The sequence below is a fragment of the Enterococcus crotali genome (assembly GCF_000633635.1).
GTDB classification, from domain to species: Bacteria; Bacillota; Bacilli; order Lactobacillales; family Enterococcaceae; genus Enterococcus_L; species Enterococcus_L crotali.
Genome location: NZ_AYPQ01000004.1, coordinates 22,278 through 43,329 on the forward strand (window position 1 = coordinate 22,278; position 21,052 = coordinate 43,329).

Here is a 21,052-nt window from a genome sequence, read left to right on the forward strand (position 1 = left end):
TACTATTATTACCAATTTTTTTTAATGTATAAGCCATTAAAAAATAACTATGACACTAAAAATCTTAGGTAAAGATAACGAGGCTACTAAAAAATTTGTAAAGCTGCTTCTTGGTGCAAACATAAGCTGTCTAGCCATTAGAAAAAAAATACCTTTAAAATATGGATTCAAACGTGTTATAAACCGGTAAAAATTTCTTAGGAAAAAACCATAAAATAAATTTCCTAATATTAAACCGATATAAGAGAAATCTTTAAACAGTTCAGCTATATAGCTACTACCATATCCTATTCCTCTCAGATATAAGTCAGGCATTATATAATAAGATATCGTATGTGAAAAAAGATTTCCCTCCAAAGCTCTGCTCACGTTCTGTCCAACATAAAAATTTTCAGTTTTAGTTAAACTCATAAAAATTCTTGTTTTGAAAAACTCAATAATTGGACCAAACGAGTAATTTTTATTAGGCAAAGAATCTCTAAAATTAATTGTGTAACCCAAAACATTTACACTAATTCCTTGTGAGAAGAAAAAATCAAGCACAGATTCAGAAACTCGGTTTGTCGCTAGAGAATCACCTCTTCTCAAATTTCCGACTATATTAAGTATTATGAAAAATATTGGAAGGATGCAAATACCTAATAATATTTGCTTTTTGCTAATCCATTTTTCACTTTTATTTGAGAAATATTCTCTATAGAATACATACAATACCAGTATAATAACATTTAGGAGAAAATCTGATCTTCTTCCTGACCATAAACATAATACACCTTCAACTAAATATAGATAAATAAACGGTAAAGCTTCTTTTTTATACGGCATACATCCTAAAAAAATAAAAAAACTGATATCGTACATTTCACTAAGAAACACTATACCACCAGGTAATGAAGAGCGAAAAGAAGAAAATGCTTCATAATACCCTTGTGAATTTGTTCCTTGTATCATTTCAATCAGTACGAACACCCTAAGAATAAACGATAATAAAAATATATATTTACTTACTAACTTAATTTCCTCATAATTACTTTGAACTAAATTGTGATTTAATTGTATTTTTATAAAACTTCCCAAAAAAAGAAATAACAGACTAATAAAAAGTAATAATAAAACCTCTATAATGATTTGTGTATCATAAAAGGCAGTACCAAATAAACCGACCATATCCTTTTTATATCCCAAGATTCCCGTGACAACTATTCGCCCGAGTAAAAATGTAAAAAATGTTATCAAAAAAAGCGAAAAAGGTATATTATCTGGATACTTTGTAAAAGAAGTAATGAAGAACGAAACAATTAAAATTAGCAAAACAACTGCCATAGCTTCATAATTCATTATTTGATAATAATAGGCAAAACAAATTATCAAAAGTGGGAAAAATATTATCTGAATTATGTTAAACAACAAATTTTTTCTCATATATCCCCCTCTAATAACTCTTGACAAAATTTTTGGTAATTTTTCTCTTCACTCAACATTGTCTGCCAAGTCAGAAAAGCATTTCGTGACATCTCATTATATTTTTCTTCTGAAAAATTGTTCAAATCAATTATTTTTTCTAAAAGATCTTGAGGACTTATTTGAAAATCGACTAAAATTCCATTATATCCATCTTTTACAATGTCTGAAGTTCCTCCAACATCAGATGCAATAACAGGTAAGGACATACTAAAAGCCTCCATTACAGATACAGGAGTTCCTTCCGATTCAGATACATTTATAAATAAAGATACTTCTTTATCTTTATAAACATTCATTACATCCTTGTTCTTAACATATCCATAAAACTCATACTTACCTTCTGTTAACTTCTTTTTCGCATATTTATGGATTTTTTTTTCATAAGACATTTTTCCAGAACCGAGATGAATCCATCTATAATCTATACCTCTTTTTTCACAAAGACTTAGTGTGTCAATAATTTTTTCAATATTTTTTAATGGTCTTATAGTTGAGCAACTAACTAAATATATTTTTTTATTCTCATGTTGGAAAAATTTATTACTAATTGATTTAACTCCTAATTTTCTCACAGCTACTTTTTCTTTTAAATTAGGGACTCTCATTTTCAACATATTTTCCCCAAAAGTTGATACCGGGTAAACAAAATCCATATTGCTTAACAAATACTCGCGGCTTGGTAAATAATTCAAAAAATTAGCATTTTCATTTACATCATAGCCATGTGCTCTAGAAATAATTTTTTTAACTTCATAATCTTTATCTACTAAATGTTTCTTAAGTTCAATCCCCACCATTGAAGTGAGATAGAACCAATAAGAGTATATATAAATAGAGGTGTTGATTGGTAAATCGATTTCTTTTTCAAATTCATCCTTAACAATTTTCCATGTAGCTAAACTTCTTATTTGAAAATAATATTCAAACAATTTCTTTGAAAAACTTATTGGCATTTTCTTTATTTCATTCTTAATTGACCCGTTCCAATTGTAGATCAGCATCTGAATTTTTCCTTTTAATGAATGATCTGTTGATACGTTAAGTATAGAAACATTGGATGACACAGCCCTTGTTTGTTTCATATTTTCATTAATCATTACAGGTATAATAATAACCTTCTCAAATGTCTCAGAAAGATAATTAATCTCAGATTCAAGATATTCTTCACCTTTCCAAAAGGGAAAATAATTTGTTAAAAGTATTAAAGTCTTATTATTTTTCATTTTAATACATCATCCCTAGTGATATTTTTTCTTTTTATAACGGAAAAAATTGTTAAAAGAATAATTTTAAAATCTAAGAAAAACGACATATTTTCTACATAATAAACATCATTTTTCATTCTTTCATCCATAGATGCTGCATTTCTTAACAAGGCTTGATTCAATCCTGTAATTCCTGGTTGAACTTCAAATTTCATTTTAAATTCTTTCGAATATCTATGTTCATTCCCTAGTGGGCTAGGACGAGGACCTACAAGGCTCATATCTCCTAGTAAAACATTCACTAATTGAGGCAACTCATCTATACTCGTCTTTCTCAAGATTAAACCTATTTTTGTTACTCTATAATCATCACTAGAATTAAAAGTACTTCCATCAACATTACGTATATCAGGAGCATTTTCTTTCATTGTTCTCAGCTTAAACATTTTGAATCTCTTCATATTTTTACCCAATCGCTCAGCATTATAAAAAATTGAACCACCATCTTCTAACTTAATGGCTATAGCAAATATAAAGCATATCAAACATATAAATGGTAACAGGATGACAGAAATCAATATATCAAATATTCGTTTAATAAAAAATTGGTACATTTTTTTCCATCCCTTCCATCTCTTGTTTAATTTCTTCTAATGCTTTTTCCATACTGTAACTTGCAGAATAATCAATTGTACTTTTAGCTAATGAATGATTCATAAACGAACTATTAGATGAGTTCTTTGAAATATCACCTAAAACTAACAATTTTTCATTATCAAAAACTTTATTAACTAGCTTACCAACTTCCAAATTAGTTAATATATTTTCTGCTCCTATATTCAACAAATAATAGCCCTCGTCTCCATCATCATGCAATATAGTCATTCTTATTGCTTTTACCACATCTTTAATATAGATAAATTCACGCTTATCCTCTGTTAGATTTGTTAAAAACAGCTCTTGCTTATTTAGGGCTTGGCGAATAAACAGATTTATCATATAATTATTCTTTTCATTTGGTCCAAATACATGTGCCAAGCGAAGTATATACAAAGAAGTTTCAGTAGAATTCAAATGAAGACGACAAATTTCTTCACCCACGACCTTACTTAATCCATAAAAACTACAAGGAGAAGGCGAATCATTTTCTCTCCAAGGTAGCAAGTTACTATCAGAATATGCTGAGATAGAAGAAATATAGATAAATTTACCGATACTGTTCTCTTTACTTGCTATTACTACCTTTTCAGTCAAAAGAACATTTTCATTATAGTCTTCAAAGGTTACTCCACTGCCTCTTTTAGCTGCTAAGTGTACAACTACGTCAGCATTTTCAAACCATCTATTTAAAGAGTTTAATGAATAGTCCGTATAAAAATCGGCATTTTTATTTCTAGTTAGAGATATAAGTTCAATCGAACTTATTTTTTTCAAATCTTTTACTACTTGTTTTCCCAAAAAACCCGATGCACCAGTAACAACCACTTTCATTTTTCTCTCCACCACACTTTTTATTAAAATATTCTGTATGCAATTTTTTCAAATCTATTATTGATTGGACGAATAATATCTCCTTCTTCATAGTATCTAAACGATTTATTATTATCCGCGAAATCTTCTAAATATTTTGCTTTAGTATTCGGTTCTTGACATAAAAATTCCAAAGTCATTTGTTTTTCATAACTTAGATGATAATTTTCTAGCTCACTTAGATCATTAAATAATAGATGATCAAAGGTTAATTTTAATAAATTAAAGTTTTTAGTCTGATAAATTAAATTCCACATATGACAACCATCTAGTCTAGGAGTAATTTCTATAATGTAAGGTTCTTCTTGCTCAACTTTCATCTGAGCGTACACTGGTCCATTGATTATACCCATTTTGCTAGCTGACATTTGAAGTAGTCTGGCTGTTTTTTCAAAAATCTCATCTGAGAAATGTGCTGGTAAAATATGTTTATGGATCAAGCCTTCAAACTTTTGCCACGTTACTCTGTCAGAAACCTCACATACCTTTAAAACGCCATTGACTAGGTAACCATTAACTGATATTTCTGGTCCATCAACATATTTTTCAATTATCACTAAATTAGATCTAGAATAGCTTTTGGTATTTTCAAATTCTTGTAACAGCTGTTGATGGCTGTTTATCTTAATTACACCTCTTTGACCTTGAGAGTCAGCTGGTTTTAAAAATATTGGATATTCACCAAATATCTGAAATTCAAAATCTTCAACATTACTCAAAGCTTGAAATTTAATATTTCCTTTAAAACCCTCACCTAGAAATGATCTCATCAAATCCTTTTTATTACATCTTTGAGCAACCTCACTTGAAATAAAATGTGGTAACCCTGTTAGTTCACTCACTTTAGAAACTACTGGCATAGCAATATCTGAACCAACTGAATAGATAAGATTGATGTTATTCTCCTTTACATAGTGAATGACCTCATCTATATTGATAATATTAATCTCTGTAAAAACATCAGCTTCCATACTACCAATGCCGTCATTTTTCATGGCAATAGCATGAACTTCTACGTCTTGATAGGTTTCTTTTATGAATTTAATTGCATCATATTGAACAGCGGCAACGCCTAATACTAACACTTTCATCATTACTTTAGCTCCCTCCAATACTACTAATTAGTTTTTCAGCTACATAAACAATATCATTCTCCGTCATTTTCGTATTCAGCGGTAAGGTAATCTCCGTTCGATACATGTTGTAAGCATTAGGATAATCAGTCATTTTGAAACCCATTTTCTTATATGCTGTTAACAAAGGTAACGGCTTATAGTGAACATTTGTGGCGATTCCTTTTTCAGCCATCTCCATGATAATTTGATTTCTTTTTTGTTCGTCCGAATCCCTTATACCGATTAAAAATAAATGACCACTTGATGTATATTTTTCAGTGTAATGTGATAACATAGTTACCTGATTTACTTCTTTTAAAGATGATTCATATAACTCAATCAACGTTTTCCTTTTAGATAATAATTTAGGATATCTTTCCAATTGAATTAAGCCCAAAGCCGCTTGTATATCCGTCATATTACATTTAAAAGCAGGCTCTACGATATCATATTCCCATGAACCTAACTTATTTTTAGCAAGAGCATCTTTTGTTTGTCCATGTAGCGATAATGTATTCATCGTTCGGTAAATCAACTCATCTGCTTTTTGGTCAAGAGATTTCCAAGTCAAAGCACCACCTTCAGCAGTTGTCAGATTTTTTACTGCATGAAAAGAAAAGCTAGTAAAATCAGCAATAGTACCTGATTGTCTCCCTTTGTATGTTGCTCCGAAAGAATGTGCTCCATCAGCAAGAATAATTATCCGATCATACATAGCTTGAATATCATTATTAGACGAAAATAATTTTTTCTTATCTTCAACTAATTTAAATAATCTATCATAGTCGCACATTACTCCAGCTATATCAACTGGTATAATTACTTTTGTTCTTGGAGTAATAGCTTTTTCCAGAGCATCTATAGATAGATGATAGCTGTCATTTTCAGTATCAACCAAAACTATTTTTGCCCCTACATGAGCAATCACACTTGCTGATGCTGTGTAGGTGTATGAAGAAGTTATCACCTCATCGCCTGGTCCAACGCCTAACAACCTCAAACACATCTCCATACAAGCAGTAGCTGAATTCATACAGATAGTTTTTTCAGTCCCACAATACTCAGAAATTTTTTTTTCAAATTCTTTTGTTTTAGGTCCTGTTGTAATCCATCCAGATTTAAGAACTTCCACAACACTTTTTATTTCTCTATCAGTAATATCCGGTGGTGAAAATGGTATATTTCTCATAATATCTCCTTTTATTTACTTGATTCATTCGCAAACTTTATCACTTCTTTTGCTGTAAGCTGTTCATCCAGTGACAAACTATTAACAAATGATACTACCTTTTCAAATTCAAACCCTTTAACATTTCCAAGAAATATCTTATCAAATACCTGTTCAGAATTTTTTTCCTTACTTACCAACAACTCTTCATACAATTTTTCACCTGGACGAATGCCCGTTTCTATAATGTCGATTTGATCTTCCCTAAAACCACTTAGCTTAATCATGTTCTTTGCTAAGTCATAGATTTTTACAGGCTCACCCATATCCAAGATAAACATTTCGCCACCTCGAGCTAATGCGCCAGCTTGAATCACTAAGCGACTAGCTTCTGGTATTGTCATAAAGTAGCGAGTCATTCGAAAATCTGTCACAGTAATAGGACCACCTGCTCTGATTTGTTCTTCAAAAACAGGTATTACGCTCCCTCGGCTTCCTAAGACATTGCCGAACCTTACTGCACAAAATTTTGTATGTCCGCCATCATTAAGACCTGTTACAATCATTTCAGCTATTCGTTTGGTTGCTCCCATCACATTTGGTGGATTCACAGCTTTATCTGTAGAAATCATTACAAAATTTTTCACACCATATTCTTTAGCCGCTTCAGCAACGTTCTTAGTACCAAAAACATTATTTTTAACCGCTTCTGCAGGGTTTTCTTCCATCAAAGGAACATGTTTATGCGCAGCAGCATGATAAATCGTTTCTGGTCGATATTTTTCGATAACCTGAAACATTTTTTTTCTATCTTGGATGTCTGCAATAATAGGTATGATCTCAGTATCTTGTGCACAAAAAATACGTCTTAGCTCTCTTTCAATAAGATAAATAGAGTTTTCGCCATGGCCTAATATCAATAACTGTTTTGGGGAAAACTTCATTATCTGACGGCAAATTTCTGAACCAATAGAACCTCCTGCACCAGTAACTAAAATTATCTTTTCTGTTAATTGATCCGTTAATTGAATCATGTCCAATTGAACTTCTTCACGCCCTAACAAATCAACAACATCTATTTTTTCAATCTTGAAATTGTAATGTTTCCTGAAGCAACCTCTTCTAATGCAGGCATGGAATTTATAGGTATTCCTAATGGGGTAATTATCTCCAAAATTCGTTGTAACTCTTTTGGCTGGAGGGATGGAATCGCAACTGTTATCATTTCAATTTTATGACTCTTAACAATATTTGAAATTTCATCAACTGTCCCTAATACGCGAACACCCCCAAGGTATGTATGAAACTTATCTTGGGCATCATCAATAAAACCAACAACGTCAATATCGCCATTCGTTGTAGAGTTAACTAAACTATTTAATAATATCCTGCCAGCTTCACCAGCTCCAATAATCAAGGTTTTCTTTGCAGCAGAACTTGATGAACCTTTTTTATTCCGGTATTCAATAATCAACCGCCAACTTAAACGGCTCGAAATAATGAAAAAAGTTGTGACTAAATACGACAGTAAAATAAACCGCCGACCGTAAAAAGCATCTGTTATCGATAAAATAATAAACTCAATTATAGCTGCCATGCTGGTTGCTCCAAAAATAGCACTCATCTCGCTGATGTTTGTATAGCGATTAATACGAGTAAATACTTTCAATGCAAACCCGATCAGGATATACAATCCCAGCTGCATAATAATTGCTTTAATTAAAAAAGAATATGTAATTTCAACATATGGTAATAAGTATGAATAAGAAAATGCATTTGCTAATATAATTATTAATGAATCTACCAACAGTAAAACCAACACTTTTGTCTTTCTTGACATTTTTACAACCCACTCTTTCTTATAAAAAACCAAATCTTTTCATTTTAATCTCCTTGTATTCAGGTATTCGCACATCATCCCCATTTAAAATATCTTTAGCCATTTGCTGCATCGCTAAAACATGCTCTGTTCCCATATCTTTAGCAATAGCATCATAAGCTTTTTTCATAAAAAAACCACGCTTCTCAATATTATGAGCATCTGAAGCCATCATATATATCATGTTGTTGGCAACCATTTGCTTTGCAGTTCGCTCAATTTGTCGCCCAAAGACACCAACATAGCTTGGAGCTGTTAATTGAGTCAAAACCCCCATATCTAAAAACGGTAATAGTTTGTTCGGATCTTCAATAAACTTACTGTTTCTTTCCGGGTGAACGATTACCGGCGTATGCCCTGCTTTTAATAGTTCAAAAAATAGGTGCTCTGTATACGCCGGAATATCATTGGTTGGAAATTCAATCAAAATATAACGATTATCCAGATCCGTAAATAAAATAGACTCTTGTTGAATCTGCTCTATTAAATCACCACTGATCCTCACCTCTTGACCTTCAAACAAGGTAAGCGGTATGCTTCGGGAATCTAATTCTTTCTGTAAGGCAGCCACATGAGTAATTACCTGACTGGCAGGATTATCATATTTACCATTATTATGATGAGGTGTACAGAGAATATGAGTAATTCCTTGCTTAACAGCCATTCTAGCCATATCAAGTGAATCATCAATCGTTTTAGCTCCATCATCAATCCCTGGTAATATATGGCAATGTAGGTCAATCATTGGCTATTTTCCTTCCTAGTTGTTATTATGAACCGTAGTAATACCCTTGGTCCGATATATTTTTCGAGCCGTTATAGACAACTCCTAAGATATTTGCGTCGACCATCTCCAATAGACTTTTTGCTTTCAATAGAGAGTCTCTTTTTGAAACATTTTCGCGAACAACTAAAATCGCCCCATCTGTTTTTGATGATACGATTTGTGCATCCGTCACTGCTACAACTGGCGGCATATCAAAGATCACTAAGTCATATTGCTGCTTTAATTCTAAGATCAATTCTTTCATTCTTCTAGAATCCAGCAACTCTGACGGATTGGGTGGTTTAGGTCCACTTGTCATCACGAATAAATTATCAACACCAGAAGACTGAACAACCTGATGCAACATTGTCTCACGACTTCCTAACAAAGTACTTAGCCCACGGATATTATCCAATGCAAACGTTTTGGCGACTGTAGGTTTACGCATGTCTGCATCGACGAGCAATACTCGCTTGCCTGAATTTGCAAATACAATGGCTAAATTTGCAGAAGTAGTCGATTTCCCTTCACTTGGACCAGAAGACGTAATTACTAATGTTTTTAAATCTCTATCTACCATTGCATATTGAATATTTGTCCGAATCGTTCGATATTGTTCTGAGATAGGTGAAGATTTATCAGCCAGTGTAATCAAACTAACTGCTTTTGTTTTTTGTTTTTTTTGAACTCTTCCTTTATTTGTCATTCTATGCTCCTTTAAACTCGTGGTCGACTTCTACGCGCTGGTGTAGAAGCATCTGACTGAGTATTCTCTTTTGGTGTCGCTCTTGATATTTCTTTATTATGATTTTGTGAATGAGCAGGAGACGCTGATGGCATCGAGGGCGTATGAATCACTTTGGCATTCAATTCCTTCGCTGTCATGTTAGGGACAACCCCTAGTATTGTAAAACCAAGCTCTTCTTCCACAAAGCTGTCATCTTTGATTGTTTTGTCGAATAACTCTAAAATAAAGGCTACAGCTATACCGAACATCACACCTAAAGCCAAACCAATCATTAAATTCAATTTATCATTTGGCGAGACTGGATTCACATTTGCAGTAGCTGCCGATATAATTGTGATCTTGTCTACATTCAGCATGTCTTTAGCTTGTTCCTGAAAGACTAATGCCGTCTGATTGGCTACATTTTGTGCCACAACTGGATCTGTTACTTTTGAAACGATCGAAAACATTTGTGAATTTTGTGATTGATTCACTGAAATACTTGCTCCTAAAGATTCAACAGATAAATCATTGTCATGCTCTGTTTTCATCCGTTGTTGTACTTCAGTCATTACCGTATCACTTTTGATCAAATCTTTATAGGTATTGATCATTTGCAGATTTCCGTTAATATCATTAACGTTCGTTGTTTCATTTTGCGGTAATCGAACGATTAATTGTGCTTGAGAACTGTATTTAGGAGTAATCACAAAGTAAGTTAATATCCCTGCAACACCTATACCTAAAAACATACTAACAATAATTAAACCCACACGTTTTTTTAATACTCCGATTAATTCCTGTAAACTGATTGTCTCTTCCATTTTTTCCTCCATTTTAACTACACACAAATAATTATAGGTTCTTGATGAACCAAGTACAAGGCTATTTATGAAGAATACTCTCTCAATTATTTAAACAATTACTGAAATAATTGATAGAATATGTTCTGACTATTAAAAACAGTTTGTAATCTATATTATTCATTTGGCAGAATTTCTTCTTGATTATTTACGACTTCATTACCGAATAATTGCTTTTCCAAAAGCTTATCAATAACATCCAAACGATCAGACAACTCTTTTTTCAACGTCTCATTTTTGATTTGATCTAATTGATTGAAAACAAGAATAATATTTTCTAGTGTTGCCTCACCTGTCAATGTTTCTCCTTCAGCCATCCCATTGATTGTTTGTTTTAACTCTGTATATTCTTTCGCTTGCGTAGTCATTTCATCTAAAAGCGCTAGTATAGCTTTACTCCATGCACTTTCAGTCTCAGTAATTTTATTGCGTATCTGTGAAATACCCTCAACCGTTGCTTTTTCATTTATGACAATATCTACAGGCTCCGCAGCCCAGTCAGTCGGGGCTTGGACAAGTAATGCAGTTACTTGTTTTTGGATGTCTCTTTTATTTTTGATATCATCTATTTTGGTCAGTAATAGTTGTTTTCCTTCAGTTACTTCTGAGGTATCTGTAGAAAGATCTTTATTTTCCAAACCAAAATCTGCTGCCTCTGTTCTTAATGTAATGCTATCCCTTTCGAGATTATTTAATTTTTCTACTTCTAAAGGCTCTATCAGAAACTCTTCTTGATCATTTTGATATAATTCAAGTATTTGTTTATTCAGCCGTTTGATCTTTATAGCCTCATTCTTTATTGTCGCTGCTGCGTACTCAATTTTTCGTTGTTGCTCCTGGCTAGCTTTAGTTTGTAATCCTAAAAAACAAATACCAACTGAGCCGCAGATAACAATTATGTAAATCACCTTTTTTATTCCATTACTACCAAACCAATCACTTTTTACCACTTTTACACTCCTTTTTTACACTCCTTTTAAAATTACCTTGCTTTCACACTTGAAACTCTTAGATATACCACCACCTTGAGTCTTCTGATAGTTATTTCATAGATTCCATAAATGTTCTATAATCTGCTTGTTCTGTGGTTTCCCTGATACTTATTTTTTCAAAATCACCTACAACTAAGTCAGAAAGTGTGCCTGATAACTCATGTGTAATCGTTGCATTGCCTATCAGTTCCATCCAATATCCATCTGAATCTTCTTCATGCACGACTGTTTTTACCATACCGCCTGTATTTTTAACAGTAATAGTTTCATTAAATTCACCCTCGTTCAACAACACATGCATTAAACTACTTGCACACATAGCTGTTCCGCAAGCACTGGTAAATCCAACACCACGTTCAAAAGTTCGCACAAATATTTGGTTTTTTTCCAATACTTCTACGAAGCTGACGTTGACCCCGTCAGGAAACAGTGAATTATCACCATTTACATCAGTTGCAATTCGTTCAAATTCATCGCCAAAAAGTGTTTGATGATCCACAAATGTAATCAGGTGCGGATTAGGAACCGCTACGACTGAAAACTTCAACTTGCTTGATAACTCTGGGATTATCTCATCGATGATCCTGTCATGCTTAGTATTCATCGGGATTGCCGCTGCTTCAAAGCGAACAGGGGAAATTTCCACTTGATAGGTTTCTACCTTATCGGCTAATTTGAGCGCCCGTCGTACCTTAAGATCAGCAAACATCGTTTCTACAGTAAAGGATTCCTCACCAGATTTTTCAGCTAAGTATCTAGCAACTGTGCGCAAGCCATTGCCACACATACTTGCTTCACTACCTTCACTGTTGATCACACGCATCTTCGCAAGTGACTCACCTTTTACTACTTCTTCCACCAGCAAAAGACCATCTGCCCCGCCAAGTAAGCCGGAGCTTCTATCACATAAACGCGTTCGTAAATCATCGATTTCCTTATCTGTAAAGGGACGTTCTAATTGTGTTTCATCTATTAAAAAAAAATCATTTTCTGATCCATGGACCTTCTGCATCATTATATTCATGCTCAAACTCCCTATTCTTTTCTAATTTTTTTCTATCCCTAACTATTAGTATGCCACAAACAAAAAGAGGAAAACAGTGTAATTTACTGTTTTCCTCAAAAAGTTATAAAATTTAATCAATTTTCAGCTTATTTAGCTGCTGTAAAATGTTCGTTAACCTTATCCCAATTTACAACATTCCAAAAAGCATCGATATATTCTGGGCGTACATTTTTGTAATTTAAGTAGTAAGCATGTTCCCATACATCTAAACCTAAAACAGGTGTTTTACCATCCATTAAAGGTGAATCTTGGTTAGGTGTTGATGTCACTTCTAACTTACCATTGTTTAAAACTAACCATGCCCAACCTGAACCGAAGCGGCCAGTTGCTGCTGTTTTAAATTTTTCTTTTAATTTATCAAAGCTACCAAAAGCCGCATCGATTGCGTCTTTGATCTCGCCTGTTGGCGCGCCGCCTGCATTAGGTGCCATGATTTCCCAGAAGAATGAGTGGTTAGCATGTCCGCCACCATTATTACGTACTGCTGTACGAATATCTTCAGGAATACTGTCCATATCAGCAATTAATTCTTCTACTGATTTTGTTCCAAGTTCAGGGTGTTTGTCGATTGCTGCATTTAAGTTTGTCACATAAGTGTTATGGTGTTTGTCATGGTGTAGATGCATAGTTTCTACATCAATATAAGGTTCTAATGCATCATAAGCATAAGGTAAATCTGGTAAAGTGTAAGTCATAAAAAATCCCTCCATTATTTAAGTACAAATTTTCATACAATTATAGGATAACAGATTTTATGGTAACCTTCAAAGTAATTGCTTACAAAATTTTAGCCAAACTTGTTTTTCCTTGCTAACTCCTTTAAAATGACGTGTGTACTCAATTTGAAGTCAGGAGAAAATTTATGAACTCATTTAAGCTTTTTAAACACTCACTATTTCAGTTTACGAATCTCAATCAAGCGAAGAAAATGCCGTTTTGGAAAGTCATTTTCTATGTTTTTTTCCTAAGCATTATTCTTGCCTTGCCAATAACTAAACAAATATTTTCTATTATGCAGGACATAAAAAGTGATGGGCAAGAAATTGCAAAAAAATTGCCGAATTTCGAAATTAAGGATGGCAAGCTTCAAACAGCGAAAAATGCTGAGGGGTTTATTTACCAAACAAATTCGATCATTTTCACATTCGATCCAGAAGGAAAACGATCTCTAAGTGATGTCACTGCTGATTCAATCGGAAACGCGGTCGGGTTAGGCTTCTTGCAAGATGAATTCGTTGTGTCTTTGCCAAATTCTGGTACAGCTGACTCCTTGCTCGGCTCTAATCAATTTGAAGTACCCTATGCTAATGGCACATTAGATGGTTTAAGCAGCAAAAATTTGAAACAAGCTCTAGATGAAGCTAGCGTTCCTTTTTGGATAAAACTAATTGTTTTCGTCTTTACTTTGTACCCGACCTTTATTAATTTAGTGATCAATTTACTCTTGATCGCGATTGGCGCCAATCTCTATAGTAAGATTCGTTTATATAAATTGCGCTTTTTAGATTGCCTAAAGATCACAACTTATTGCGCAACATTACCTGTGATCATCAGCAGTTTTCTTCATTTTTTCAATCGATCTTTCGATGACAGCTTTTTGATCGTTTTTATTTCTTTATTGATTTTCTTCTTTGCCATCCGTAAAGAAGAACGACGAGAGCCGCCTTTAGTTTAATCCTGTAACAATGGAACTGCTTTAATTGCTTGACTAATTCTTAAACTTTTCTTACATTCTCAGTTTCCTAATTATGTGATAAGATAGACCATGAATTATACTGATTGAGAAATAGTTTATAAAATAATATCTATGGTAAATAAGGAGCGAACTCATTATGGGAGAATTGACCCACCGTAAAAACACACGTCAAGTCAAAGTTGGTGATTTAACAATCGGCGGAAGCGATGAATTATTTATTCAAAGTATGTGTACAACAAAAACACACGACATCGAAGGCACTGTCGCTCAGATTAAACGTTTAGAAGAAGCTGGTTGTCAAATCGTTCGCGTCGCGGTTCCTGATGAGGCCGCTGCTGACGCTTTAGGTGCTATTAAAAGTCAAATTTCGATTCCTTTAGTTGCTGATATTCACTTTGATTATCGACTGGCGCTAAAAGCAATCGAACAAGGTGTAGATAAAATCCGGATCAACCCGGGAAATATCGGCCGTAAAGATCGCGTAGAAAAAGTAGTCACTGCCTGCAAAGCCAAAGGCATCCCCATCCGAATTGGTGTAAATGCTGGTTCTTTAGAAAAGAAATTCTTGCAGCAATATGGCTATCCTACTGCAGAAGCAATGGTCGCAAGCGCCGTTGAACATATTAAAATACTTGAAGATCTAGAGTTTTACGATATCATCGTTTCACTAAAAGCAAGTGATGTTACGCTTGCAATCGAAGCCTACACTCTGGCTGCACAAACGTTTGATTATCCGTTACATCTAGGTATCACAGAAGCTGGTACTAAGTTTTCCGGCGGTATGAAATCTGCTGCTGGACTTGGTGCATTACTTTCACGCGGTATCGGAAATACTTGTCGCGTTTCCTTATCTGCTGATCCTGTAGAAGAGATCAAAGTCGCTAAGGAAGTTTTAAAAGCATTTGGTTTAGCAAGCAATGCTGCCACATTGATCTCTTGTCCAACCTGCGGACGTATTGAAATTGATTTGATCCCGATTGCTAACGAGATCGAAGAATACATTGAACAAATCAAAGCACCTATCAAAGTCGCTGTTCTAGGTTGTGCCGTTAACGGTCCTGGAGAAGCACGGGAGGCAGATATTGGTATTGCTGGTGGGAATGGCAAAGGAATGCTTTTCAAAAAAGGGAAGATCATCCGCACAGTTCCTGAAGAGATCATGGTTGATGAGTTAAAAAAAGAAGTCGATCTTCTTGCAGCTGCATTTGCTCGCGGTGAAAAAATATAGTAAAAAATGCTGAATAAAAAAGATTGAACTGTCAATAGTTCAATCTTTTTTGGTTTGAGAGGCTTTTTTGTTACAATAGACTAGCAAGGAGGAATCGACATGGGACAACCGCTAATCTATCTTTATGAACAAATGAAAGAAGAACAAGTTGAATCAATCAGACAAATGGCTCCTGATCATATCATTATTGATGCTAAAAGAGAAACTGCTCAAATAATTGAAGATGATATTGAAATCATGCTCGGCTGGGATGATACATTAGGGCAACGTTTATTAGCTTCTGAATCTAGCCGTTTAAAATGGGTCCAATCAGTTTCTGCTGGGGTAGACTCATATGATTTGAAGCGTTTTGCTGAAAAAGGAATTTTACTCTCTAATGCAAGTGGTATTCACAGCATCTCAATTTCAGAGCATGTGTTAGGTGTTTTATTAACCGAATTTCGCGGCATTCGTACTAGTATTGTCAATCAAGAAAAAAAAGAATGGACTAGAAAAAACATTACCTATCGGCAGTTATCTATGCAGAAAATGCTGATTGTCGGCACTGGACACATTGGACAACAACTCGCTGTTTTCGCACAAGGTTTAGGTATCCAAACATATGGAGTGAACACTTCCGGTCATGTGACTAATGGTTTTATCGAGTGTTATTCACATAAAAATATGAGCCGCATCGTCAATGAAATGGATATCGTCATCAACATTCTTCCACTGACCGATGAAACCTATCAAATGTACAACAAGCAAATGTTTCTTGCAATGAAAGCTGGCACTGTTTTCGTTAATGTTGGTCGCGGACCATCTGTCAATACAAACGATTTAATCCATGCTTTGAACACAGAACAGCTAAGTTTTGCTGCATTGGATGTATTTGAAGAAGAACCATTGCCTGATGACAGTCCGCTATGGCAAATGGAGAATGTCTTGATTACGCCTCACATTTCCGGCCTAACACCTGAATTTAAGACAAAACTGCTGAGAATATTTACACAAAATCTTAGACAGTTCTTGAAAGATAAAACTTTAGCCAAAAACGAAATAGCTTTACACCAAGGTTATTAGTAATAAAAATGCCGACCCGAGCGACTAGTAAGTCCCTTCGAGTCGGTATTTTTATTGTTTTTGATCTTTCTCTGTTTCTTTAACTAGATAAATCGGACGTTTTTTTGTTTCTAAGAAAATTTTACCGATATATTTACCAATGATTCCAAGACAAAGCAGCTGCAAACCACCGACAAATAGAATAATACAAACCATAGAAGGCCATCCGCTAGTAGGATCTCCTTGAATAATAGTTCTAAAGAAGATAATAAACATCGCAATAACAGATCCCACACATGAAAATGCGCCAACATAAGAAGCTAGATTTAATGGTGCCTCCGAAAAGTTGACAATACCATCGATCGAATAGCTTAACAGACTCCAAAAAGACCACGAAGTAGAGCCTGCTACCCGTTCACGATTCTCATAAGATAGATATTCTGTATTAAATCCTACCCAACTGAAAATACCTTTTGAAAAACGGTTATATTCGGTCAGTTCTAAAATGCCATCCACCATTTGACGAGTCATCAAACGAAAATCTCTGGCACCATCCACCATTTCTGTTTCACCGATTTTATTGACCAGTTGATAAAATCTCTTAGCAAAAAAACTACGAATAGGCGGTTCCCCTTCTCGGTCTCCTCTTCTTGTACCAATACAATCCAATTCTTGATTTGCTTCTAACATCTGAATCATTTTCGGTAGTAGTTCTGGTGGATCTTGTAGATCAACATCCATTACGGTAATCAAGCTGCCCTTCGCTTCTTTAAGCCCAGCATATAATCCTGCTTCTTTTCCAAAATTTCTAGAAAACGAAAGAAAACGAACCTTTTCAGGATGCTCTTTATATAACTTCCTCAGTGTATTTAACGTTTGATCTTTTGATCCATCGTTAATAAATATATATTCTATGTCATGTTGAATTTGTGAACTTACTTTCTCCACTTCTTCAAAAAACAAGGGGATTGACTCCTCTTCATTGTAGCAAGGAACAATAATAGATAGCATGAAATTTCCTCCAAAAAAGTATTCTCTTTGATTATAACACATATCTATAATCGAATAACAAAAAAACAAGTAAGGCTTCAAATCAACTATCAGAACAGTATTAACAAAACAGAACAGTCTTTAAAATAAATTTTTAAAGTATAAATAACACATATTTTTTAATTAAACAAAAACAAAAAAACCATAAAACCTATATTCCATGAGTTTTTGCATCTCTAAAAAAATATATTAATGTAACTTTAAATAATTATTACATTTTTGTTTTTAGTTTGGTTTCCAATTGAAATCTCTTGAATTAATGGTTATTATAAAGAGAATGAGTGTTTTTTCATCTAGAATATCTGTACTTCACGATATATATATTCTTTTAATAACGAAAAAACATACTATTTTTAGAAAAAGGAGATTAAATATGTTAGAAGATATTTTGTTAGATGATGTCGCTCAACGCAAAATCAGCGTTTTTAATCAGTTACTGAACACCAAAGACGGTACATATAGCATTCATTATTTTGAACAATTCACAGATTTTTCCTATGCTCGCTTGAACTCACTATTTGCTGAAATACATGAAGATCTCATGGAAAAGCAAGAACTTGAGCTATTGAACGATCAAGGAAAAGTACATATCGAGCTATCAAAACTACGTGATATTCCATATTCTCAATTTTTGTTTCGAAAAAGTTTACCTTATAGGTTTTTACTTGCAACAATTTTAGAAAAAAATTATACTATAGAAAATTTTTGTAGGGATCACTTTATTAGCCGAGCATCGATCATCAGAAGACTGCAGCCACTGATCAATTATTTAAAAAAATTCGATATTCAACTCAATTGCTCTAAACTTCAACTGACTGGAAAGGAGAACTTGATTCGGATCGTTTATTTAAACTTCTTTTGGATCGCATCGTATGGCGAAGATCTATTTTTAGCATTAGGTGAATCAAAAAGAGGCTTTGATCTATTTGACCCAGAGGACCATCAATGGATGACTTACACTGAACCTAGAGAGTGGTATTTACTGACCACGATTTCTCGTCTGCGCATCAAAAAAAAGCATTACATTATCGAGCCTCCATTTAAACAACTGACCTTTCCAAAAATAAGTATGTCTTTTGTCAAAGAATTGGAACAATCAAGGTTGCCTCAACCATTTATAGAACGAGAAGTTACGTTTCTTTCATTCATGATGTTTTATTGGAGTATATATTTTTATGCCGACGATCCTCGAATTCCTTTCGTACAAGAATACATGAACAGTAAACAGCAACCATTAGGTAACTTGATCGAGCGTTTTGAAGATTTTTACTTACCTCTATTTTCAGAAAAAAGTTTATCTAATGATGAGAAGGTTTTACTGAATATCAATATTTTCACGACTTGCCTCAATCATTCTGTATTAAAGGATTCCCTTCCATTAGCTATCAACTTCATGGAATCATGTATCAAAGAGCAAAATCCGTTATACAGTCCTCTTTCTGCAAAAGTTAGAACATTCTTGAAAGAGATTATTTTAATTCCTGAATTTGATTGGATCAAAAACTGTTTGGATGATTTGGTCTACATTTGTTCATTTTTAATGTTACCTTTTTATGAACGAAGTAATCCAAAATATCAATTGAATGTGGGTATTATTTTATCCCCAAATGCGATTTTTTTACAATCACTTTTTGATTTTTTAGAGCAAATTTCATTTATTTCTGTCTCATTTGTTTCTTCAACATCCATGGATAACTATGATTTTTACATAGCGACATCAAAACTCTTACTGCCAGATAAAATCAAGCAAAATGATAATTTCCAAATCATCCCACTGTCTCCTGCATTAGATTATCAAGTTGCTCTTATTGATGTTTTACATAGAAAATACACAGAAAAATCTGCTTCTTTTGTTGGTTGATATTGAATTGTTTCACTTATAATATCGGCAATTTTTTATGATTTCACTATGAAATAAAATAGGAAGGATAGTACAGCAGTTCAACACTACTTCTGTACTATCCTTCTTCGTATTTATGATGATGTTGATCATATTGTAAAGTTAGGCTGTGTTACTTTTTTCTTTACATCATTGTTCATTTTGTTGTGCTTATTGCTTCAAATCTTCTTTATTTTCAGCGAATTTATATTTTGGCTCATCTTTTTCTTCATCGTAATCCACTAATAAATCATATCCTTTAAAAAACCAGTCATCTGTCTCTTCGATAAAATAAGTAATGCCATCGATCACTTCTTTTACTAAAGGTTGATCTGGTGCTTCTACAGACATTGCGATAGAAAAGCCATCATGTACATCAGTTTTACCATAAATTTTACCGTAAAAACGAATACCACTATCTGAGGTAACACCTACTTCGTTTTTGAACCATTCTTGTGCACGCGGTGTAATTGTTAATTTCATTCTCAATTTCCTCCTAACTTACGATACCACACTTGTCATTTTAGCATAGACTTTGATTTTCAAAGAATAAAGTGCTTGATCTCACTCATTCATCTTATCATCTAAACGATCCACATCATCTGTTTCTCCGACAACTAATAAGTTATCATTTTCTCTAACCATCTCTTCTGCTGCAGGAGACGCAATCACCTCTGATTTTGAACGGCGAATAGCAACGACTGTCAAGCCAAAGCGCTGACGAAAGTTCAATTCACCTAATGTTTTACCATAAAATTTCGGATTTGACACGCGCACTTCTGCTAAAGACACTTCATTTGATAATTCAATATAGTCTAAAATATTTCTGGAAACTAACTTATGAGCGACTCGAATTCCCATATCTCGTTCTGGATGGACAACTAGGTCTGCACCGATTTTTTCTAATACTCTTGCATGGTATTCATTGACTGCTTTTGCTAAAACGTTCGGCACACCCATTTCTTTTACCATTAATGTAACTAAAATACTAGCTTGGATATCCTCACCGATTGCAACAACTACATGATCAAAGTTGCGAATACCTAAAGAACGTAAGGTTGCTTCATCCTGAGCGTTTGCCACAACAGCATGCGTTGCGATATTCATGTATTCATTTACTCGATCTTCATTACTATCAATAGCCAAAACCTCTTGGCCCGACTCGACCAAAGTCTGACAGATACTGCCGCCAAATCTTCCCAGGCCGATAATTGCAAAATTTTGCTTCATGTTTATTTCTCCTAGCATCAAATTTAATTTAAGTATAACAAACCAATAGGCAATTGAACAGAAACAGCAGTCAATCCTTGCTCTATCCGTTGGGAGAATGAATTTCTTAGTGGTGCTTTGATCTATACAGAATCTTTTTCCATATAAAAAAAG

At 33.9% G+C, this 21,052-nt stretch carries 19 protein-coding genes and 1 pseudogene; 4 read left to right on the top strand and 16 right to left on the bottom strand.

What is annotated here, in order from left to right; translation table 11 throughout:
* Positions 1 to 36: 36 nt before the first annotated feature.
* From V192_RS0110395 to V192_RS0110455, 13 genes and pseudogenes are all read right to left on the bottom strand, one after another.
* Positions 37 to 1,422 carry an O-antigen polysaccharide polymerase Wzy family protein gene (locus tag V192_RS0110395; protein WP_025871468.1) on the bottom strand — a complete coding sequence of 462 codons (1,386 nt, stop codon included), beginning with the start codon at positions 1,420 to 1,422 and terminating at the stop codon, positions 37 to 39.
* The gene (locus tag V192_RS0110400) at positions 1,419 to 2,687 is read right to left on the bottom strand and encodes a glycosyltransferase (RefSeq protein WP_025871470.1); all 1,269 of its coding nucleotides are present in this window, start codon (positions 2,685 to 2,687) and stop codon (positions 1,419 to 1,421) included. Before V192_RS0110400 ends, V192_RS0110395 begins: the two co-directional genes overlap by 4 nt.
* Positions 2,684 to 3,283, bottom strand: a complete 600-nt coding sequence (locus V192_RS0110405) for a sugar transferase (RefSeq protein WP_025871472.1) — start codon at positions 3,281 to 3,283, stop codon at positions 2,684 to 2,686. The genes V192_RS0110400 and V192_RS0110405 overlap by 4 nt, the downstream gene beginning before the upstream one ends.
* Entirely contained in the window at positions 3,264 to 4,160 is an 897-nt protein-coding gene (locus V192_RS0110410; protein WP_025871474.1) for an NAD-dependent epimerase/dehydratase family protein, read from the bottom strand. The genes V192_RS0110405 and V192_RS0110410 overlap by 20 nt, the downstream gene beginning before the upstream one ends.
* Positions 4,161 to 4,183: 23 nt before the next feature.
* Complete coding sequence (locus V192_RS0110415; RefSeq protein WP_025871476.1) at positions 4,184 to 5,293, bottom strand: ATP-grasp domain-containing protein; 1,110 nt, start codon at positions 5,291 to 5,293, stop codon at positions 4,184 to 4,186.
* A gap of 4 nt (positions 5,294 to 5,297) precedes the next feature.
* Positions 5,298 to 6,503: a DegT/DnrJ/EryC1/StrS family aminotransferase gene (locus tag V192_RS0110420; protein WP_025871478.1), complete on the bottom strand. Its 1,206-nt coding sequence runs from the start codon at positions 6,501 to 6,503 to the stop codon at positions 5,298 to 5,300.
* An 11-nt stretch (positions 6,504 to 6,514) separates the two neighbouring features.
* A pseudogene (locus V192_RS19925) lies at positions 6,515 to 8,322 on the bottom strand (polysaccharide biosynthesis protein).
* A gap of 19 nt (positions 8,323 to 8,341) precedes the next feature.
* Positions 8,342 to 9,106, bottom strand: a complete 765-nt coding sequence (locus V192_RS0110430; RefSeq protein ID WP_025871481.1) for a tyrosine-protein phosphatase — start codon at positions 9,104 to 9,106, stop codon at positions 8,342 to 8,344.
* A 25-nt stretch (positions 9,107 to 9,131) separates the two neighbouring features.
* The gene (locus V192_RS0110435) at positions 9,132 to 9,833 is read right to left on the bottom strand and encodes a CpsD/CapB family tyrosine-protein kinase (protein ID WP_025871483.1); all 702 of its coding nucleotides are present in this window, start codon (positions 9,831 to 9,833) and stop codon (positions 9,132 to 9,134) included.
* 11 nt (positions 9,834 to 9,844) lie between these two features.
* The gene (locus tag V192_RS0110440) at positions 9,845 to 10,678 is read right to left on the bottom strand and encodes a YveK family protein (RefSeq protein WP_025871485.1); all 834 of its coding nucleotides are present in this window, start codon (positions 10,676 to 10,678) and stop codon (positions 9,845 to 9,847) included.
* A gap of 155 nt (positions 10,679 to 10,833) precedes the next feature.
* A complete protein-coding gene (locus V192_RS0110445; protein ID WP_025871487.1) occupies positions 10,834 to 11,667 on the bottom strand; it encodes a hypothetical protein in 834 nt (277 codons plus the stop codon).
* A 91-nt stretch (positions 11,668 to 11,758) separates the two neighbouring features.
* Positions 11,759 to 12,733: a diaminopimelate epimerase gene (gene dapF / locus V192_RS0110450; RefSeq protein WP_025871490.1), complete on the bottom strand. Its 975-nt coding sequence runs from the start codon at positions 12,731 to 12,733 to the stop codon at positions 11,759 to 11,761.
* A gap of 128 nt (positions 12,734 to 12,861) precedes the next feature.
* Complete coding sequence (locus tag V192_RS0110455) at positions 12,862 to 13,470, bottom strand: superoxide dismutase (protein ID WP_025871492.1); 609 nt, start codon at positions 13,468 to 13,470, stop codon at positions 12,862 to 12,864.
* Positions 13,471 to 13,637: 167 nt separating this feature from the next.
* On the opposite strand from V192_RS0110455, the gene V192_RS0110460 reads away from it, so the two are divergent.
* From V192_RS0110460 to V192_RS0110470, 3 genes are all read left to right on the top strand, one after another.
* Positions 13,638 to 14,450: a DUF1189 domain-containing protein gene (locus V192_RS0110460; protein WP_025871494.1), complete on the top strand. Its 813-nt coding sequence runs from the start codon at positions 13,638 to 13,640 to the stop codon at positions 14,448 to 14,450.
* 157 nt (positions 14,451 to 14,607) lie between these two features.
* Positions 14,608 to 15,699: a flavodoxin-dependent (E)-4-hydroxy-3-methylbut-2-enyl-diphosphate synthase gene (gene ispG, locus V192_RS0110465; protein WP_025871496.1), complete on the top strand. Its 1,092-nt coding sequence runs from the start codon at positions 14,608 to 14,610 to the stop codon at positions 15,697 to 15,699.
* A 99-nt stretch (positions 15,700 to 15,798) separates the two neighbouring features.
* Positions 15,799 to 16,761, top strand: a complete 963-nt coding sequence (locus tag V192_RS0110470) for a phosphoglycerate dehydrogenase (RefSeq protein ID WP_025871498.1) — start codon at positions 15,799 to 15,801, stop codon at positions 16,759 to 16,761.
* A 51-nt stretch (positions 16,762 to 16,812) separates the two neighbouring features.
* Here the strand turns inward: V192_RS0110470 and V192_RS0110475 are convergent, their stop codons facing one another.
* Positions 16,813 to 17,751 (bottom strand): glycosyltransferase family 2 protein, encoded by a 939-nt coding sequence (locus V192_RS0110475; RefSeq protein WP_025871500.1) that lies wholly within the window; start codon positions 17,749 to 17,751, stop codon positions 16,813 to 16,815.
* 412 nt (positions 17,752 to 18,163) lie between these two features.
* Between V192_RS0110475 and V192_RS0110480 the strand changes: the two genes are divergently transcribed.
* Positions 18,164 to 19,651: a helix-turn-helix domain-containing protein gene (locus tag V192_RS0110480; protein WP_025871502.1), complete on the top strand. Its 1,488-nt coding sequence runs from the start codon at positions 18,164 to 18,166 to the stop codon at positions 19,649 to 19,651.
* Between the two features lie 189 nt (positions 19,652 to 19,840).
* On the opposite strand, the gene V192_RS0110485 is transcribed toward V192_RS0110480, so the two are convergent.
* Positions 19,841 to 20,152: a HesB/YadR/YfhF family protein gene (locus V192_RS0110485; RefSeq protein ID WP_025871504.1), complete on the bottom strand. Its 312-nt coding sequence runs from the start codon at positions 20,150 to 20,152 to the stop codon at positions 19,841 to 19,843.
* 81 nt (positions 20,153 to 20,233) lie between these two features.
* Positions 20,234 to 20,899, bottom strand: a complete 666-nt coding sequence (locus V192_RS0110490) for a potassium channel family protein (RefSeq protein ID WP_025871506.1) — start codon at positions 20,897 to 20,899, stop codon at positions 20,234 to 20,236.
* Between the last annotated feature and the right edge of the window lie 153 nt (positions 20,900 to 21,052).

Excerpts from the sequence above, each read along its gene's own strand:
- V192_RS0110395 (WP_025871468.1), bottom strand. The coding sequence starts at position 1,422 with ATGAGAAAAAATTTGTTGTTTAACATAATTCAGATAATATTTTTCCCA.
- V192_RS0110400 (WP_025871470.1), bottom strand. The coding sequence starts at position 2,687 with ATGAAAAATAATAAGACTTTAATACTTTTAACAAATTATTTTCCCTTT.
- V192_RS0110405 (WP_025871472.1), bottom strand. The coding sequence starts at position 3,283 with ATGTACCAATTTTTTATTAAACGAATATTTGATATATTGATTTCTGTC.
- V192_RS0110410 (WP_025871474.1), bottom strand. The coding sequence starts at position 4,160 with ATGAAAGTGGTTGTTACTGGTGCATCGGGTTTTTTGGGAAAACAAGTA.
- V192_RS0110415 (WP_025871476.1), bottom strand. The coding sequence starts at position 5,293 with ATGATGAAAGTGTTAGTATTAGGCGTTGCCGCTGTTCAATATGATGCA.
- V192_RS0110420 (WP_025871478.1), bottom strand. The coding sequence starts at position 6,503 with ATGAGAAATATACCATTTTCACCACCGGATATTACTGATAGAGAAATA.
- V192_RS0110430 (WP_025871481.1), bottom strand. The coding sequence starts at position 9,106 with ATGATTGACCTACATTGCCATATATTACCAGGGATTGATGATGGAGCT.
- V192_RS0110435 (WP_025871483.1), bottom strand. The coding sequence starts at position 9,833 with ATGACAAATAAAGGAAGAGTTCAAAAAAAACAAAAAACAAAAGCAGTT.
- V192_RS0110440 (WP_025871485.1), bottom strand. The coding sequence starts at position 10,678 with ATGGAAGAGACAATCAGTTTACAGGAATTAATCGGAGTATTAAAAAAA.
- dapF (WP_025871490.1), bottom strand. The coding sequence starts at position 12,733 with ATGAATATAATGATGCAGAAGGTCCATGGATCAGAAAATGATTTTTTT.
- V192_RS0110455 (WP_025871492.1), bottom strand. The coding sequence starts at position 13,470 with ATGACTTACACTTTACCAGATTTACCTTATGCTTATGATGCATTAGAA.
- V192_RS0110460 (WP_025871494.1), top strand. The coding sequence starts at position 13,638 with ATGAACTCATTTAAGCTTTTTAAACACTCACTATTTCAGTTTACGAAT.
- ispG (WP_025871496.1), top strand. The coding sequence starts at position 14,608 with ATGGGAGAATTGACCCACCGTAAAAACACACGTCAAGTCAAAGTTGGT.
- V192_RS0110470 (WP_025871498.1), top strand. The coding sequence starts at position 15,799 with ATGGGACAACCGCTAATCTATCTTTATGAACAAATGAAAGAAGAACAA.
- V192_RS0110475 (WP_025871500.1), bottom strand. The coding sequence starts at position 17,751 with ATGCTATCTATTATTGTTCCTTGCTACAATGAAGAGGAGTCAATCCCC.
- V192_RS0110480 (WP_025871502.1), top strand. The coding sequence starts at position 18,164 with ATGTTAGAAGATATTTTGTTAGATGATGTCGCTCAACGCAAAATCAGC.
- V192_RS0110485 (WP_025871504.1), bottom strand. The coding sequence starts at position 20,152 with ATGAAATTAACAATTACACCGCGTGCACAAGAATGGTTCAAAAACGAA.
- V192_RS0110490 (WP_025871506.1), bottom strand. The coding sequence starts at position 20,899 with ATGAAGCAAAATTTTGCAATTATCGGCCTGGGAAGATTTGGCGGCAGT.